Source organism: Shewanella sp. Scap07 (assembly GCF_013394145.1).
Taxonomy (GTDB): Bacteria; Pseudomonadota; Gammaproteobacteria; order Enterobacterales; family Shewanellaceae; genus Shewanella; species Shewanella waksmanii.
Map to the genome: position 1 here is coordinate 2,866,885 of NZ_CP041329.1, position 16,095 is coordinate 2,882,979.

A 16,095-nucleotide genomic window follows, 5' to 3' on the forward strand; every position below is an offset into this window, starting at 1 on the left:
TAAAAAGATTGTCCATGGATACTGTTGAACTAAGCCCGGCGCAACAAACAAGAAACTGGGTAGAAAAGGTCATCATGAAATACAACATATGCCCTTTTGCCCGCCAAGAAGTGTTGCGTAATAGCATTTGCTACCAAGTCGTTGACGAGCAAGCACTGGCCGAAGTCTTGACCGCCTTTATCAAGGCTTGCCAAACGCTTGATGAAAATCCTCAAATAGAGACTAGCTTATTTATTATACCGCGAGGGTTTGAAGGCTTTTATCAATACTTAGACTTGGTCGATATCGCAACCGACTTACTTATCGAACAAGGCTATGAAGGCACTTACCAGCTGGCAAGCTTTCATCCTGATTACTGCTTTGATGGCGAGCCACAAAATAGCGCTGCCAACTATACCAACCGCTCTCCTTTTCCAACAATTCATATCATTAGAGAGGCGAGTATGGAACAGGCCTTAGCTGACTATGACGACCCAGAATCGATACCTGAACGCAATATTGCTTTTGCCAATCGTAAAGGCAGTGAGTTTTTTGCAAACCTGCTTCAGTCTTGCGCACATAAGAGTCAATAAACATATAATCAATTTGGTTGAGCAATAAATTAGTTAACCTAATGGAATAATAATGGCGACAAAATACTACGTAATTTGGGCGGGACGTCAAACCGGAATTTTTACCGATTGGCCCACAGCAAAAGCACAAGTCGACGGTTTTGCCGGTGCGCGCTACAAATCATTTAAAAGCCGTGAAGAAGCTGAAGCGGCCTTTAAGCACCGCCCAGCTACCCAAAAGGCCACATCCACAAAAGCGGCATCAAAAACCGATACCCAAGCCAAGTTATTGGCTGCTAAACCTAACTCTGATATCGATATCTATACCGATGGCGGCTGCGAACCTAATCCTGGAGAAGCGGGCTCGGGCATTGCCGTATACAAAACAGGTCAGTTAGACCAGCTTTGGTATGGGCTTTATCACCCGGATGGTACTAACAACAGTGCGGAACTTAATGCACTCTATCAAGCGCTTCTATTAGCGAAGAAGTATATCGCGCTAGATCTCCAAGTGCATATTCACAGTGACTCTCAGTACTCTCTCAATTGCATCACTAATTGGGCATATTCATGGAAAGCCAAAGGTTGGAAGCGCAAGACTGCGGGGGATATTAAAAACTTAACCATCATTCAGCAAGCTCACGCGCTATATGATGAAATTAAGGAACAAGTCACAATTAGCCATGTAGCTGCCCATATTGGCATTGAAGGTAATGAGCTCGCGGATCGCATGTCTATTTATGCTATCGATGTGAAAGATTCTGCTTTTACGCGTTACCCAGACCCTATCGATGTTGACGCAATACTCGCACTAAGAACAGGCTAGTCGTCAACATTAGCCTATTTTGTTAACGCTAGCGTTGTTAGTCAGCGCTAGCGTTATAATAAGGTTTTCTTAGTGTTTTAATCACAAACCTTTAGCGATACGAACTAATCAACATCCTGCCTATATTCTAAGAACTATATTCTATACCTCGGTATAACTCATTCACTCTAAATATATTTACTGTTAATCAACGAAAGTTCGACATGATACAAACTGGCTTTTTTCGATCAAATCCCACCTGCCAATCAACTGTATACACAAATAGGTATGAACTATATTTCCTAGCTTCATTGCCAAATACCTTAAAAACATTAGTCGCCCCAGAATAGGATTTATTATTGTTCTGCCGTACTCACAACAAGCGCATTAGCGGTACTTCACTATGGCATAAGGTTTTAATCATAATTAGCTATCGTAAAACCCAACAATAACAGCACCTATCATAACTAAAACCCAAAAAAACTTGTAGATTTAATGGTTAAAATGCCATTTAGCAATATTTTCACCTACAGCAATAGCGATGAGCATCACTATGGCTTGTACAAGTGCTTTGGGTTACATCGAAGGTTAGTAATCGGTTAAGGAAAGGTCGGATAACCCTCAGGTATTAATATAGACCGCAATACATAGCGGATAAATATTATACAAACAGCCCAATTAAATAATTTTAATCGTTAGGGTAACGAATAAATAGGATAGCAATCTAAACAATCAAAAAATATACATTCCATTAAAAAATTAACACAACAAACCAAACAAAATAACCACAAAAACACAAAAGAAACCGATTGCATCAGCACCACCATGGCGCCTGTATGCTTTTCGACCAAACAGTAGATTCAACTTGTTAAACAGCTCAACATTTGTATTGATAAATATCAAAAATGTTGTTTAAATGTGCCGGAGTGATTAGTGGCAAATAAATTACATCTATTATTTTAGCAAATATACCTTGAGCTAGCGGTATACAAATATATGTAGAGCAACAAAGAAAGTATAAGAGTTAAGTTGAGCATAGATTAAATACAAGAGCTGTTAGTAAACCGTACTGAGGTGATATCAGTGCATGGAAGTCTAGACTTGACTGATGTCATCGTGCAGTCAATATGTTCAACATGGAAAAGTTCACTTAAATCACTCCCCCCAGTCGCAATTCTCTAACAGAATATCCAGTTAATTATCAAGCTTTGCTTTGGCCGTAAGTCAACAATTTTTATAGCAAAATTTTTGCCTAAAAGGGACTTATATACTAGTAACTATATAGCTAGGTAATCTACTCGTTAGCTTCGGCTTTCAGTTAAAAAACGGCTACAAAAATAGTAAACCATTGATAATTAATGTTAAACGTTTTGGCTAACGTGATAGCCGCACTACCTGCTAATTCTATTCATAGTTTGAATATTTGAACACGTGAGAAGCTTAGGGCTTAAATATATGAAATTAAATCGCATTAAAATCAAACACCGAATAGCCTTACTCACGCTAGTAGCTATTTTGTCATTCATTTGCTCATTGGTGATCAACAATAATAGTGTTCAGGAAAACGCTGAACGACTCAACCGTGTCAACTCGCAACTGTTTCCTGTACTAAAACTGGCAACAGTTAATGAAGGGTTGATGATTCAGCTGGATCAGAATATTCAATCTGCGGTCACCACCGGTGAAGAAGATGCGCTGATCACCGTCGAAAAAATGGTTGGCCAAATTACTACTAACCTCAACGACATAGCCCGATTGTTGCCGGAAGAAGCCAACGATGCCCAATTTATGCGCAATGAACTTGGCGTTTATCACAACAATGCTAAGAGCCTGGTAGCCGAGTTTCTTAAAGACGATGTCGACTTTAATCGCATCAAAAATCAGGCGGCGGACAATGCTGCACGTTATGAAAAGCTGTTAGGACAGTTTCATCAGAAACAGCTCAATTTTTCAGAACAGTTTGCTCAGTCCATCCAGCAAACCCTCGACAGCTCAGACAGTGCTTCAATTTCGATGTTAACCATTGGCATTATTGCATCAATATTGCTTGTTATCGTCGGATTACTGGTCAATCGCTCAATCATTGTCACCATTAGGAGTGTCAGTGATTCGTTGCAAAATATCTCTGAAGGAGAAGGCGATCTACGCTCGCGAATTGAGTACGATGGCAAAGATGAAATTAGTACCCTTGTGCACTGGTTTAACCAATTTGTGGGCAAACTGCAATCCTCTATTGCTGACACTCAAAAAACCACCGAGAGCTTAGGACAAGTATCAAACACCTTACTGACAAGCTGTAAAAACAGTGAAATAACCGTGGCTGAGCAAAACCAATCGGTGGAACAAATTTCCAATGCTATGCGTGAAATGTTTGTCAGTGTTGAACACATTGCTGAATATGCAACCAATGCGGCTTCGGAAGCTGAGAATGCTAATCAAGAAGCTCAACGTGGCCAAGATGTTGTTGCCAATGCAATTTCAACCATTAATCGCTTATCGGAAGAGGTGAAAACCACTGCTGTTGTGGTTAATCAGCTTGATGCCTTTACCAACAACGTTAACGACATCTTAGATACTATTCGCGGTATTGCTGAACAAACTAACCTATTGGCACTCAATGCCGCCATTGAAGCAGCACGTGCCGGTGAGCAAGGCCGCGGCTTTGCTGTGGTCGCCGATGAGGTTCGAACTCTCGCCTCACGCACACAAACCTCAACCGAAGAGATCCAGCAAGTCTTACAAGAGCTACGCTCAACTTCAACACAAGCGGTTGAAGCGATGCAGCGTGGCATTGAAACCGCTGACGAAGGGGTACAAAGCACCTCACTTGCAGGCGATGCACTCATTAGCATCACCGACAAAGTCAGCGCAATTGTAGTGGTTAACGAACAGATAGCCGCTGCCACTGAAGAGCAACACAATACCTCTGTTTTGATTCAGCAGTATGTTGCTGAAATTGAAAACAATGCACAGAAAGTAAAAATCACCACCGACGAATTAGGTGGGATCAGTTATGACATCGAAGGCGTGAGTAATCAGCTTGGTGCGATTACTGATCAATTTAAAGTGTAACTGAAAAATAATAACCGTATCGGGGATATATAGAGATGAACGACAAAATCAACTTCAACTTTGCGTTGAAAAGCCTAGCCATGGCGGTTTCAGTGGCATTGGTACCAGCTCAAGCTTTTGCAGCTGACGAGCAAAATACCGATGAAAAAATCGCTAAACTAGAACAGCAAGTCAAAGACTTGCAGCAACAACAAACCGCCAGTTTAGCTGATCGCTTCAAGTTCAATGGCTTCATGAGCGGCGCCTATGTTTCAGCTGACAACAACTCAGGCTATCTGGGTAGCAGCACCTCTGCTGATTTTAGCGAAGAGAGTAAAATGGGCTTCCAAGCTACGTTTGCCATCACACCACAAACCCAAGCGGTCATGCAGCTGATGATGAAAGGCGAAAATGACTGGGACGTCGAGGCTGAGTGGGCGTATGTTTCTCATCGTTTTGACGGCGGTGTTCAAGTACGTGGTGGTAAGTTACGCGTACCATTATTTATGTACTCAGATTACTTAGATGTCGGTTACGCCCAACCGTTTGCACGTCCACCAGAGGAAGTCTACGGCACGGTACCTTTCACAACGTACACCGGTGGCGATATCAGTTATGACATTGACTTCGACGATTCAACCTTAACTATGCAAGCTTTTGGTGGTGAATCTGAGGAAGCTGGCATCGACATCAGCAATATTATCGGTGCCAACGTAAGTTGGACAGATGAAATCTGGACTTTACGGGCAGTATACGGCCAAGCGAGCCTAGATGGCCCAGTGACACGCCCTACCACAATCACAATGGCCGATCCGACCACGGGCCTACCAGTTGATGTGAACGTTAACGTGCGCATCTTAGATCTTGATAGCGAAAAAGCCACATTTGCTGGTGTTGGTGCCAGCTACGACAATGGCCAATTTTTGGCAGTCGCCGAATGGACACGCGCAGAAGTTGCAGGTCAATACTCAGACTCAGATGCAGGTTACATCACGTTAGGTTACCGCATTAACGCATTTACTCCCTATGTCACGGCCGCTTACTATGAAACACAAGATGACGATGAAAGAGTCGTAGTCGATGAAAATAGCGCGATCCTTGCTGCACTTTTCAACGGCCAACGCACATCGTACAGTGCCGGTCTGCGTTGGGATGCACTAGACAACTTGGCGGTGAAGTTTGATGTAACTTACGCAACCGACTTTGGTGACACTTCAGGTGGATTCCAGACAAATGTGTTGCGTGAGTACGACGATGTGACTGTCTACACTGTTAAATTTGACGTCGTATTTTAAGGAGCGCAGCCATGAACAAGTTATTATCCGTCATCGCGCTTAGCTTAAGTGCAGTCGTATCGGCTCAAGCAGCCGTTGTCGTTATCGGTGCGCCAGGAGCAGCAGACATTTCGGCATCAGATGCCAAAAAGATGTTTCTCGGTAAAGGTTCATCGTCAGCTGTGGTATATGAGCTTGATGAAGGCAATGCCACCCGCAGCGAGTTCCACAGCAAAGTCACTAAAAAATCAGATGCGCAGCTTAAAGCGTTCTGGTCTAAACAGGTATTTACCGGTAAAGGTAACCCACCTGCAACGGTCAATAGTGCCTCTGCGATGAAATCGACCATTGCCAGTAATCCCAACGCAATCGGTTATATTGACGAAGCCGATCTTGATGACAGCGTTAAAGTTATTTTAAAGCCGTAATCGTTATCCTGTCTTAAAAACATCAAAGCCACTTGTTATTAGCAAGTGGCTTTTTTTATGTCATCAGTCAGTAAAGCAAGGTGAGTCTCGATACCCATGAGGCACTATTGTGGATCTAGCTGAGTCTGATATAGCAGCATCTGTTGTTGCCATTGTGGCGATTGCAATAGCTGCAAAATTAAGGGTTCTACCACTTGCAGCACATCCTTCATCTGTTTAGGCATGAGCAGGTGCCTTGTGTATCTATCATGGGGTTTTGCCGAAAAGTGCAACTCTTGATTGGTGTTCAATAACGTCTGGTAATAGATGGTCGTTGCACGCGACACAATGGCGCAGTCAAAGCGCCGTTTAAGTAGCATTTTTAGCAGCCGTGATTCATTAGAGGTATCGATGCGATTTACTAGCCCCTCGGCCACCAGCTTATCGACGGTATGATAACGAAAACCACTAATGCCGCCGACTTGCTTATCATAAAGGGACGCTTTATCGACATATTCGAACCGCTGACTTCGATGCGATAGAAATTCATCTTGGTCTTGCATTAACGCGCCAGTCCACAAATATTTTTGTTTTTCACGATCTTGAAACCACACAGGATTAACACCGATCACCACCCCATCAAATTCATGTTGAGCTAATTGATAATTTAACCGTTTACGTGGAATATAAGAGACTTGGAAATGATATTGTTGCTGATGTTGATTAAAAAAACGCGCCACATCATAAAACAAACCAATTTGTTTTTGTGAGTCGACTACATAGGGCGGCATATAGTGATAGGTATACAGTGACACAGGTTGGCGCTGGGTATTGGATGAATACCCATACTCGCTGTAGCATAGCAATATTAACCACACCCCCAACCACTTCAAATGCCACTCTCCTTATTGCCCTCTATTAAAGTTAATTGGGATTAGCTAAGAAGCAAGTTTTAGCCGTATTATTAATATAATACCAATCAGTATAAGCCATCACTAATTTACATTAATTAACGTCAACTTCAAATTAAAGGTTTCCGCACAAAAAAACGCCAGTCATGGTTCAGCACAACTGGCGTTTTTAACAGTAAGCAACGTCTGCTAATGACTAAAAGGCACTCTCACCCAACCTTCCATCAATATACGTGCACTGCGACTCATAGAGGCTTGTGTCACCACCCATCCTCTTTCGGTCAAGCTCGTTTTAGCTCCCACTTTTAAGCTACCTGAAGGGTGGCCAAAGTTAATGCTATCTATTGCTACAGGCGATTGCTGCTGCTCAGCGTTAGCACTTGCAGCTAAGTTAACTAAGGTACCTGGTACGGCCGCTGCCGTGCCAATGGCTACCGCAGCAGTGCCCATCATGGCATGATGAAGCTTACCCATAGATAGCGCCCGCACATTAAAATCAATCGTGTCCGCCTTTACCTTCTTACCGCTAGACGCTTGATAAGTTGATGCTGGAGCCACAAATGCAATTTTGGGTGTATGCTGGCGACCCGCTGCCTCACTGATATCTTTAATCAATCCCATTTTTACCGCACCAATAGCCCGCAACGTTTCAAACATTGCCAACGCTTGGGAGTCATTATTAATATCATCTTGCAGCTCATCACCGCGATAGCCGATATCCTCAGCATTGACAAAAATAGTCGGGATGCCCGCATCAATCATAGTCGCCTTAAGTAACCCGCCCTTAAACACCGCCTCTGGTAACTCAAGGGTGTCGACCACTTGTCCGGTTGGAAACAGTTTACTCATCTCACCTGCTGCAGGCATTGCAGCGGGGTTATTGAAGTCAACGCCGATTTCTGCAGCTGCAAAGGTAACACCATCAAGCTCAAAATCTCCGGTTTCCTGTACTTGTCCATCGGTAATGGGTACATGAGCAATAATGGTTTTATTGATGTTAGCTTGCCAAATCCGTACCGACAAAATGCCGTTATCAATCATTTTGTCGGCATCAATTAAGCCAGCGTGGACCGCAAACGCGCCTACGGCTGCGGATAGATTGCCGCAATTACCACTCCAATCAACAAACGCTTTGTCTATGGCGACCTGACCAAATAGATAATCAACATCATGATCGGCACGGTTACTTGCGGCTACAATCACTGTTTTACTGGTGCTAGATGTTGCGCCCCCCATCCCATCGGTCTGCTTACCGTATGGGTCTGGACTGCCAATCACACGTAACAACAACTCATCACGCGCGGCACCAGCAACTTGTGCGGCGCTGGGCAGATCCGTTAAAGAGAAAAACACCCCTTTACTGGTTCCGCCTCGCATATAAGTCGCGGGGACGCGAATTTGCCCTGCAAACTTTGCCTTTTGAGTCATTAGCAATCTCCTTGCTCAAGGAAATCTTGGGCAAAACGTTGCAGTACACCACCAGCTTCATATATCGACAGCTCCTCTTCAGTATCTAATCGACATTTCACTGCAAAGCTGAGCTGTTCACCACTGCGCCTGGTCATTACCACGGTTAATTGTGCCCCTGGTGTGCGTTCACCCACAACATCATAGGTTTCACTACCATCAATTTGGAACGTATGGCGATTTTGGCCATTGATAAACTCAAGTGGTAGCACTCCCATGCCCACTAAGTTAGTGCGGTGAATACGCTCGAAACCCTCTGCGACAATCACTTCCACACCGGCGAGGCGTACACCTTTAGCAGCCCAATCGCGACTCGAACCTTGACCGTAATCAGCACCGGCGATAATGATCAACGGTTGTTTACGTTCCATATAAGTTTCAATCGCTTCCCACATCCGTGAAACCTGACCTTCTGGCTCAATACGGGCGAGTGAACCTTGTTTCACTTGGCCATTTTCCTGCACCATTTCATTAAACAGTTTAGGGTTTGCAAACGTGGCACGTTGCGCAGTTAAATGGTCACCTCGATGGGTGGCGTAAGAGTTAAAATCTGCCTCAGGTAAACCCATTTTGTCTAAGTAGGCCCCTGCTGCACTGTCGAGCATAATGGCATTTGATGGCGACAAGTGATCGGTCGTAATGTTATCCCCAAGTACCGCAAGCGGACGCATGCCCTTCATTGTTCGCTCGCCAGCTAAGGCGCCTTCCCAATAAGGAGGACGACGAATGTAAGTACTTTGGGGACGCCAGTCATACAAAGGCTCAGTACGATTTTCTGCTTCACCGTAGTCGACTTTAAGATCAAACATGGGTTCATATACTTGGCGGAAATGATCCGGCTTAACGCTGGACGCGATCACCGCATCAATTTCTGCATCTGACGGCCAAATATCTTTAAGTGTTACGGGTTCACCCTGACTGTCATGGCCCAACACATCTTGCTCAATATCAAAACGCACGGTACCGGCAATCGCATACGCAACCACCAAAGGCGGCGAAGCTAAAAAGGCTTGCTTAGCATACGGATGAATGCGGCCATCAAAATTACGGTTGCCCGACAACACGGCAGTGGCGTAGAGATCGCGATCGATCACTTCTTGTTGAATCACTGGGTCGAGTGCACCACTCATGCCGTTACACGTGGTACAAGCAAAAGCGACTATGCCAAAGCCTAGCTGCTCCAGTTCGGGTAATAAGTTGGCTTCTTCTAGGTACAATTGCACCGCTTTAGAGCCAGGTGCTAAGGATGTTTTCACCCATGGCTTTCGCGTTAACCCTTTCGCATTGGCATTGCGGGCTAATAGGCCGGCGGCAATCACATTGCGCGGGTTACTGGTGTTAGTACAGCTAGTGATAGCAGCAATGATACACGCACCATCTGGCATCAATCCTGGCTCATTTTCAACTTCACCACTAATGCCCGCTTTCGCTAAGTCTTGAGTCGAAACCCGTTTGTGCGGATTTGACGGCCCAGCAATATTGCGACCCACAGCCGATAAATCAAACTGCAACACCCGCTCATACTGCGCACTATCTAGCGCATCAGCCCACAAGCCAGCTTGTTTAGCATAGGTTTCTACTAGCGCGACTTGTTTGTCATCACGGCCTGTGAGTTTCAAATAGTCGATGGTTTTTTCATCGATATAGAACATGGCCGCAGTAGCACCAAATTCTGGGGTCATATTTGAAATTGTGGCGCGGTCGCCCAAAGTTAATGCTCGTGCACCTTCACCAAAGAATTCTAGATAGGAAGAGACAACTCGTTGTTCGCGTAAAAACTCAGTAATCGCCAATACGATATCTGTAGCGGTAATGCCTTCTTGACGCTGCCCCACCAGCTCAACACCTATGATATCCGGCAAGCGCATATAGGAAGCGCGGCCTAACATAACGCTTTCTGCTTCCAACCCACCTACCCCGATAGCAATCACACCGAGTGCATCCACATGTGGCGTATGGCTGTCGGTTCCCACTAAGGTATCAGGAAAAGCCACGCCGTCGCGGTCGTGCACCACAGGGGACATTTTCTCAAGGTTAATCTGATGCATGATACCGTTGCCTGGGGGGATCACATCGATGTTTTCAAAGGCCGTTTTGGTCCAATTAATAAAGTGAAAGCGATCTTCATTACGGCGGTCTTCAATAGCGCGGTTTTTCTCAAACGCATCAGGCTCAAAGCCAGCATGCTCAACGGCCAGTGAGTGATCGACAATCAGCTGAGTAGGTACTACAGGATTCACTTTAGATGGATCGCCACCTTTAGCGGCAATAGCGTCCCGTAAGCCGGCTAAATCAACCAGCGCGGTTTGTCCCAAAATGTCATGGCAAACGACTCGAGCGGGAAACCACGGGAAATCGAGCTCACGTTTACGCTCAATAATCTGGCTTAAAGATGCACTCAGTTTATCAGGGTCACAGCGACGCACTAAATTTTCAGCAAGGACTCGGGAGGTATAAGGTAAACCGGCGTAAGCACCCGGTTTAATGGCATCTACAGCTGCTTGGGTATCAAAATAATCCAACGCTGTACCGGCCAAGGGCTTTCTATATTGACTGTTCATATGCAGTTCCACTGGTAAGGCTATTTTTGATGCCATAGCAAGCGCGGCTATGGCATCGAAAAGCAGGGTTAGCGTGTAGCAATCGGCGTGACTTTACGCGGCTCGCTCCCCGTGTAATCAGCACTTGGGCGGATAATACGGTTATTGCTACGCTGCTCCATGACGTGCGCAGCCCAACCCGTCAAACGTGAACAGACGAAAATTGGCGTAAATAATTTGGTTGGAATACCCATGAAATGGTAAGCCGAGGCATGGAAAAAGTCGGCATTACAAAATAGCTTTTTGGTATCCCACATAAACTCTTCACAAGCCACAGAAATATCGTACAGACTGGTATCACCATGCTCCTGCGCCAACTTCTCAGACCAGGCTTTGATGATCACATTACGGGGATCTGAGGTACGGTAAATCGCATGACCAAAGCCCATGATTTTTTCTTTACGGGCTAACATTCCCGCCATTTGCTCTTTGGCATCGGCCGGTGAAGTGAATTTTTGAATCATATCCATAGCCGCTTCGTTAGCGCCGCCATGTAATGGTCCACGCAACGTACCAATAGCACCGGTAATACATGAGAACATGTCAGATAACGTTGAGGCACACACACGGGCGGTGAACGTCGAGGCATTAAACTCATGCTCAGCATAGAGGATCAATGACACATCCATCACGCGGCGATGCTGCTCTGAAGGAGTCGTACCATTTAGCAAACGTAAGAAATGCCCACCTAGTGAGTCTTCATCGCTCACACAGTCAATTTCAATCCCTTCGTGTGAGTACTTATACCAGTAGCACATGATGGCGGGAAATGCGGCTAGCAAGCGGTTGGCAGCTTGATTTTGCTCTGAAAAATCGTTTTCAGGCTCTAGGTTGCCTAAGAAAGAACAACCAGTACGCATCACATCCATAGGGTGTGCATCTTGAGGAATGCGCTGTAACACTTCTTTCAGTGCTTGTGGTAAATCTCGCATATCCTTTAACTGCGCTTTATACGTGGCGAGTTGGTCTTCAGTTGGCAGTTCCCCATTGAACAGCAAGTAGGCCACCTCTTCAAAAGTAGCATTGTCTGCTAAATCAGACACATCGTAACCACAATAAGTTAATCCGCTGCCTGATTTTCCAACCGTACACAAGGCTGTTTCACCAGCACTTTGACCACGTAGACCTGCTCCACCTAATTTTTTATCAACCATGACGCTCTCCTCAATCTATTTGTAACCACTAAACTGCGGTGCTATCCATCACATCCGCCTGCTTGGGTCATCTTATTTTGTTGCTGTGTTGCATTTATTTACGCGGCATAGGAGTTAACTACACCGCAGTAGGGCTTGTTTGTTTCGCTAATGATTTATTTATTCTTACCTTCGCTGAACAAAGCATCGAGCTTCTGCTCATAGTCGTGGTAACCCAGGTAATCGTATAGCTCCATACGAGTTTGCATTTTATCGGTGACCGCTTTTTGGTCTCCATCGGCCAAAATAGTGCTATAGACTAGCTCGGCAGCTTTATTCATGGCTCTAAAGGCACTTAATGGATACAACACCATCGCGCATCCCCACTCACCCAGTTGCTGCTTGTTCCACAGTTCGGTTTGACCAAACTCAGTAATATTGGCCAAAATCGGTACATCTAAGGCTTCGCTAAAGGCGCGGTAATGGGCTTCAGTTTTCACCGCTTCAGCAAAAATGCCATCAGCACCCGCTGCAACGTACGCTTTAGCACGCTCAATTGCCGCCTCTAAACCTTCCTGTGCAAAGGAGTCGGTACGCGCCATAATGAAAAAGTCTGGATCGGTGCGGGCATCAACCGCTGCTTTAATGCGATCAACCATCTCTTCGCAAGAAACAATCTCTTTGTTGGGACGATGACCACAACGCTTTTGCGCTACCTGATCTTCCATATGTACCGCTGCTGCGCCGGCCTTTTCCATATCACGAATGGTTTTAGCAATGTTAAATGCCCCGCCCCAACCGGTGTCGATATCAACCATTAATGGCAAATCACAAGCCGCGGTGATCCGCTGCACATCCACAATCACATCATTGAGCGAAGTCATACCTAAGTCGGGCAATCCATAAGAGGCATTTGCAACACCACCACCTGATAGGTAAATGGCTTGATGACCTATCTGCTTGGCCATCATGGCCGAATAGGCATTAATCGTACCGACGATTTGTAAAGGTTGGTTATCAGCTAGTGCTTGGCGAAACTTCTTTCCTGCGCTCATAGTGTTGCTCTCTTATGATTTGGTAAGGATTTAGGCTAATTTTTTTTCGATATTATTTTTTGAATAAAGAATATGGCGACGCATTAGCATCTCGGCTAATTCTTCATCGCGATTACTGATGGCTTGCACAATGTGTCGATGCTCATCAAAGGCGGTGGTGACACGTGGCCCCGCCATCCCCAATTGCACTCGGTACATACGTACAAGATGATAAATGCCATTAGTTAACATATTGATAAGATGTTTGTTTTTACTTCCGATAATGATGCGATAGTGAAAATCTACATCACCCGCTTCTTGATAATAAGACTCACCGCTTCTGACTTTATCAAAATGGTGGTTGAGCAGTGCATTAAGATCGGCGATTTCGGAATCTGACATGTTTTTTGCCGCCAAGCGCGCCGCCATGCCTTCTAAGGCTTCTCTGACTTGGTATAGCTCTATCAGTCCTTCAGTGGTTAACGATGCCACCCGTGCACCCACATTGGCTTTGCGCTCAACGATACGGCAAGACTCTAATCGATTAATGGCTTCGCGGATAACGGCACGGCTAACTTGATACTTTGTCGACAATTCAGCTTCACTGAGTTTAGTGCCTGCAGCAATCTCTCCTTCAACGATATCTTGCCTAAGTTGAATGAAGGTTTTATCGGCCGCTGTAACCGGCTGCTCAGAAAAGAAGCTCATTTGATCTGGCTCACAAAATTAACTAATTGTCGACAATGTAGGTAAATATGACGTTAACGTCAAGCCAAAAACCCGCATATTGTCGACAAAGTTAGTCTTTTACTGTTTTAGTCGCTGCTTAAGTGCTTGCTAACGCCCGTGCAATGCACACTTGCATAAAAATTGTACACAACTTAACCAATCATAGACATTAGTCGCATAACACGCGCCATGGGGGGATCAAAAGATAGGTGTTCGTGCCAAGCTATGGCACAATCCGCGCAATGAAAATCTACCGTCACCTTCATAAAGCCCCTGTGCGCGTGCTTCGTATTAGCCAGCGTCGTTTTTGGCTACGCCTAAAACGAGACATGTTAGTGCTTAAAGATGCGTTATCGCAGGAGAAACAAGAAACCAAAGATATGTTGGTGACTTATAAGCGCTATACCCGCAATCAAGCCAGTAAAGAAGAACTGTCTTTGGCCAATAAGCAGTTAGCAGACTTAGTGAAAGGGCTTGGTTTAGGTGTGTTTGCGGTACTGCCTTTCGCGCCCATTACCATTCCTGTGGTCGTCAAACTCGGCAAACTCGTCAAAGTCGATATTTTGCCCAGTTCATTTAATAATTTGGCGCAACGGAAAGCACAACTCAATCGTCACAAGCAAAAGATTAAGCGTGCTGGACTGTCCAGTGGCGAAAAAGACATCACTAAATAGTCACTGGCTTTACCCCCTACCAATTCCCCTGCTAATCTAGCCGTTAACTTTTGTATTACCTATAAGTGAAGCGCGCAATGACCAGCTCTAAAATAACCAATCTGATTATGCAAGGCAGCGAAGGGATCCCGTTGCTAATAATGGCAAGTGATCAATATGACACTTGGCTTGCCGAGCAGCCTGAGCAAGTAAAAAATTGGCTAACGAACACTCGATTTAGCGGCCAGGGCCACAGCGTTATCCCTAGCGCAGACGGTGCAATCAGCCAAGTGATTTTAGTTAGCAACGACACTCAGTCTTATTGGTTATGCGGTGAGCTAGTCAACCAATTGCCAGCCGGTGAGTACCTTCTGCAAGGCGATAAAGAACAGTTAAAAATGGCGGCGTTTAGCTGGGGGCTAGGTGCATATCAGTTTGACCGTTACAAGCCAAACAACAAAACCTACCCGAGTCTGATTATTAATGATTCGGCATTGGTCAGCGAATGTCACAAGCTGGTACGGTCTGTCACTATAGTGCGCGACTTAGTTAACACCCCTGCCGCCGATATGATGCCGCAACATTTAGGCGACACCATGACTGCACTCGCTGCAGAATTTGGCGCACAAATCAGCCAAATAGTCGGCGATGAACTGCTAGAGCAAAACTACCCAACCATTCATATGGTGGGCCGAGCCAGTGCTAACCAGCCACGACTAATTGATCTGACTTGGGGTGATGAAAATGCGCCTAAAGTCACCTTGGTGGGTAAAGGGGTGTGTTTCGATTCTGGTGGACTGGATCTCAAACCGGGTGCAGGCATGCGTTTAATGAAAAAGGACATGGGCGGCGCGGCCCATGTGATTGGCCTAGCCCATCAAATTATGGCATCAAACTTACCTATCCGTTTACGCGTACTGGTACCTGCGGTTGAAAACGCCGTATCCGCTAACGCGTTCCGCCCAGGCGATGTGATTAAGACCCGTAAAGGACTCACCGTTGAAATTGACAACACTGACGCTGAAGGCCGTTTAGTATTATGTGATGCCCTAGCGGAAGCCAACAATGATAAGCCTGAGCTGATGATTGACTTCGCCACATTAACCGGTGCAATGCGTATCGCGTTAGGCACCGAGTTACCGGGCTTTTTCAGCAACGATGATGAGGTCGCTGCAGGCATTACCGCATCAGGCTTGAATGTACAAGATCCTGTGTGGCGTATGCCTTTACATAAGCCGTACCTTGAACTCACTGGCAGTGACATAGCCGATATTGCCAACTGTGGTAAAACGCCCTTTGGCGGCGCAATCACTGCGGCATTGTATTTAGAAGCCTTTGTCGATAGCGATATTAGCTGGAGCCACTTTGATGTGATGGCGTGGAATAATCGCAAATTACCAGGGCGTCCAGTTGGCGGCGAAGCTTTCGGCATTCGAGCGGTATTTGACTACTTGCAAAACCGCTATGCCAAGTAATATCT

The 16,095-nt window shown here is 45.5% G+C and carries 13 protein-coding genes; 7 read left to right on the plus strand and 6 right to left on the minus strand.

Going from position 1 to position 16,095, the window contains the following annotated elements; genetic code table 11:
- Positions 1-14: 14 nt before the first annotated feature.
- The 5 genes from FLM48_RS12565 (at position 15) to FLM48_RS12585 (ending at position 6,109) form a co-directional block, all read left to right on the plus strand.
- Positions 15-572: a DUF1415 domain-containing protein gene (locus FLM48_RS12565; RefSeq protein ID WP_179024866.1), complete on the plus strand. Its 558-nt coding sequence runs from the start codon at positions 15-17 to the stop codon at positions 570-572.
- Between the two features lie 52 nt (positions 573-624).
- A complete protein-coding gene (locus FLM48_RS12570) occupies positions 625-1,377 on the plus strand; it encodes a viroplasmin family protein (RefSeq protein WP_179024867.1) in 753 nt (250 codons plus the stop codon).
- A 1,434-nt stretch (positions 1,378-2,811) separates the two neighbouring features.
- Entirely contained in the window at positions 2,812-4,428 is a 1,617-nt protein-coding gene (locus FLM48_RS12575) for a methyl-accepting chemotaxis protein (RefSeq protein WP_028772390.1), read from the plus strand.
- A gap of 35 nt (positions 4,429-4,463) precedes the next feature.
- Positions 4,464-5,702, plus strand: coding sequence for an outer membrane protein (locus FLM48_RS12580; protein WP_051484467.1), 1,239 nt, complete (start codon positions 4,464-4,466; stop codon positions 5,700-5,702).
- 11 nt (positions 5,703-5,713) lie between these two features.
- Positions 5,714-6,109 (plus strand): phosphate ABC transporter substrate-binding protein, encoded by a 396-nt coding sequence (locus FLM48_RS12585; RefSeq protein ID WP_028772392.1) that lies wholly within the window; start codon positions 5,714-5,716, stop codon positions 6,107-6,109.
- A 104-nt stretch (positions 6,110-6,213) separates the two neighbouring features.
- On the opposite strand, the gene FLM48_RS12590 is transcribed toward FLM48_RS12585, so the two are convergent.
- The 6 genes from FLM48_RS12590 to FLM48_RS12615 form a co-directional block, all read right to left on the minus strand.
- Positions 6,214-6,981: an ABC transporter substrate-binding protein gene (locus tag FLM48_RS12590; RefSeq protein ID WP_179024868.1), complete on the minus strand. Its 768-nt coding sequence runs from the start codon at positions 6,979-6,981 to the stop codon at positions 6,214-6,216.
- Positions 6,982-7,188: 207 nt separating this feature from the next.
- Complete coding sequence (prpF, locus tag FLM48_RS12595) at positions 7,189-8,427, minus strand: 2-methylaconitate cis-trans isomerase PrpF (protein ID WP_179024869.1); 1,239 nt, start codon at positions 8,425-8,427, stop codon at positions 7,189-7,191.
- On the minus strand, positions 8,427-11,027 hold the full coding sequence (gene acnD / locus FLM48_RS12600) for a Fe/S-dependent 2-methylisocitrate dehydratase AcnD (protein ID WP_179024870.1): 2,601 nt from the start codon (positions 11,025-11,027) through the stop codon (positions 8,427-8,429). The genes prpF and acnD overlap by 1 nt, the downstream gene beginning before the upstream one ends.
- A 68-nt stretch (positions 11,028-11,095) precedes the next feature.
- A complete protein-coding gene (gene prpC, locus FLM48_RS12605; protein ID WP_179024871.1) occupies positions 11,096-12,220 on the minus strand; it encodes a 2-methylcitrate synthase in 1,125 nt (374 codons plus the stop codon).
- Positions 12,221-12,375: 155 nt separating this feature from the next.
- Positions 12,376-13,254, minus strand: a complete 879-nt coding sequence (gene prpB, locus FLM48_RS12610) for a methylisocitrate lyase (RefSeq protein ID WP_028772396.1) — start codon at positions 13,252-13,254, stop codon at positions 12,376-12,378.
- A gap of 30 nt (positions 13,255-13,284) precedes the next feature.
- A complete protein-coding gene (locus tag FLM48_RS12615; RefSeq protein ID WP_028772397.1) occupies positions 13,285-13,941 on the minus strand; it encodes a GntR family transcriptional regulator in 657 nt (218 codons plus the stop codon).
- Between the two features lie 263 nt (positions 13,942-14,204).
- Between FLM48_RS12615 and FLM48_RS12620 the strand changes: the two genes are divergently transcribed.
- A complete protein-coding gene (locus FLM48_RS12620; RefSeq protein ID WP_028772398.1) occupies positions 14,205-14,636 on the plus strand; it encodes a hypothetical protein in 432 nt (143 codons plus the stop codon).
- A 77-nt stretch (positions 14,637-14,713) separates the two neighbouring features.
- On the plus strand, positions 14,714-16,090 hold the full coding sequence (locus FLM48_RS12625) for a M17 family metallopeptidase (RefSeq protein ID WP_372846854.1): 1,377 nt from the start codon (positions 14,714-14,716) through the stop codon (positions 16,088-16,090).
- The last annotated feature ends 5 nt before the right edge of the window (positions 16,091-16,095 follow it).